Raw genomic sequence first — 1,998 nt, 5'->3', positions numbered from 1 at the left:
CGCCGACGCCCACGCCGACGCCCACGCCGACGCCCACGCGCACCCCCGGCCCTCCCGGCTCGGTCACGGCCAACTCGGGCCCCGGCTGGATGGAGGTCGTCTTCACCCCCTCCGGCGAGGGCGAGGCCACCGGCTACTCGCTGAAGGGGGCGCCTCCCGGCGCGGACGTCACCCCCGAGAGGGTCAGGCCGGACGGCCCGTTCCAGTTCCGGGTCAACGGCGGCCGGTGCGACCAGGAGTACACGTTCAAGGTCGCCGCCGAGTACGACGGCGGCGAGGTGGTCTCCGAGCCGTCGATCCCCGTACGCCCCTGCGTCGCGCCCGGCAAACCGGCCGGCTTCACCGCCAAGGGCAAGAACCACGGCGCCGACCTCACCTGGTCGCCCCCGGAGAACGCCAAGGACGGCGTCACGTACACGCTGGAGGGCCCCGGCAACCATCCGCCCGACCCTCGCGGCACCGGCGCCGAGGTCACCGGGCTCAGGAACGGCCAGTCCTACACGTGGACGCTGCGCGCGAAGAACGAGGCCGGCGAGAGCGAGGAGCGCGCGGAGGCCACGGCCGACCTGCGGCCGCCCACCGCCCAGTTCCGCAACGCCAACAACGACCACAGGAACACGCTCATCCGGCCGGGACCGGGGCCGGGCGGCGAGGCGGGACGCATCCCCAAGGGCGAGTACATCACCATGACCGTCATCTGCCAGCAGAGAGGCGCCCCCTACACCGACACCGACACGGGCATGAGCAGCAACGTCTGGAACAAGGTCGAGTCCAGCAGGGGCAGCGGCTGGCTGAACGACGTGCTCATGGACACCCCGAAGGGGGGCTTCCCCGCCGCCCCGCTCTGGGAGTGCGAATGATCACCAGGGCGGGCTGGGGCCTGGCCGCCGCGTCGGCGCTGGTCTACACCGTGGGGGCGCCGTTCGGGTACGCGCAGGCGGCGGTGCTGGCGATGGCCGGGATCGCCGCCGTGGGCGCGGGCGCGCTGTGGACGCTCAGGGGCGCGGGCCTCGACGTGCGGCGCGAGGTGACACCGGGGAAGGTGGCGCGGGGCGAACCCGCGGTGGCGCTCCTGCACGTCCGCAACACCGGGCGGTGGCGGCACGCGGGGCTGGTGGCCCGCGACACCTGCCGGGGCACGTCGGTCGCCGTGGAGGTGCCCGCGCTGGCCCGCGACACGGCGCGGACGATGTCGTACCGGCTGCCCACCCGGCGGCGGGGCGAGACCCCCGTCGGGCCGCTGCGCCTCGACCGCACCGACCCGTTCGGCCTGGCCCGCCGCTCCGTCGCGTACGGGCGGCCCGACCTGCTGCTCGTCCGGCCGCGCACGGTGCCGCTCCGGCCGCTGCACGCCGGGCGGCGGCGCCACCTGGACGGCCTGGCCTCCAGGTCCGCGCCGAACGGGGCGGTCGGCTTCAACGGGCTGCGCGACTACGTGATCGGCGATGACCTGCGTCACGTGCACTGGCGCTCCACGGCCCGCACAGGTGTGCTCATGGTCAAGGAACTGACCGACGTCAACCTGCCCAGCACCGTCACCGTGCTCGACACCCGTCACTCGGCCTACGAGGGGGACGACGAGTTCGAGCTGGCCGTGGACGTGGCGGCGTCGGTGGCCTGCGCGGTGACCCGCGACCGTTTCCCCGTGCGGCTGCTCACCGGGGAGAGGGAGTTGCTGCACGCCAAGGGCTCCCCCGGCGAGGCGGAGGAGGTGCTCGACCGGCTCGCGCTGGTCGAGCGGGGGCCGCGCGCCGAGCCGCCGCTGCAGGTGCTCCGCCACGCCGGCTCCGGCGGGGCGCTGGTGCTGGTCAGCGGCACGTACGCGGCGCTGGCCGACGCGGCTGCGGTGCGGCGGCGCTTCGACCAGGTGCTGTTCGTCCGCGTAGGGGACCCGCGGCACGGCGGGCCGCCGGCCGCGGCGGGCGTGACCGTACTCGAAGCCGCAGACCTCGACGAACTGGCGGCGGCATGGCCACGCTGACCACCCCTCCGGGACCC

Annotated in this window: 2 protein-coding genes; both read left to right on the top strand. The window is 75.2% G+C overall.

What is annotated here, in order from left to right; all coding sequences use genetic code 11:
• Window positions 1–860 (top strand): fibronectin type III domain-containing protein (locus E1267_RS45210; protein ID WP_165960133.1); only part of this gene is annotated, 860 nt, incomplete at its 5' end.
• On the top strand, window positions 857–1,981 hold the full coding sequence (locus E1267_RS43525) for a DUF58 domain-containing protein (RefSeq protein ID WP_132342136.1): 1,125 nt from the start codon (window positions 857–859) through the stop codon (window positions 1,979–1,981). The genes E1267_RS45210 and E1267_RS43525, both read left to right, overlap by 4 nt.
• Window positions 1,982–1,998 lie beyond the last annotated feature (17 nt).

This window comes from Nonomuraea longispora (assembly GCF_004348345.1).
GTDB classification, from domain to species: domain Bacteria; phylum Actinomycetota; class Actinomycetes; order Streptosporangiales; family Streptosporangiaceae; genus Nonomuraea; species Nonomuraea longispora.
The sequence above is the reverse complement of the archived record's forward strand: the minus strand, read 5'-3'. Positions and strand labels throughout refer to the sequence as shown.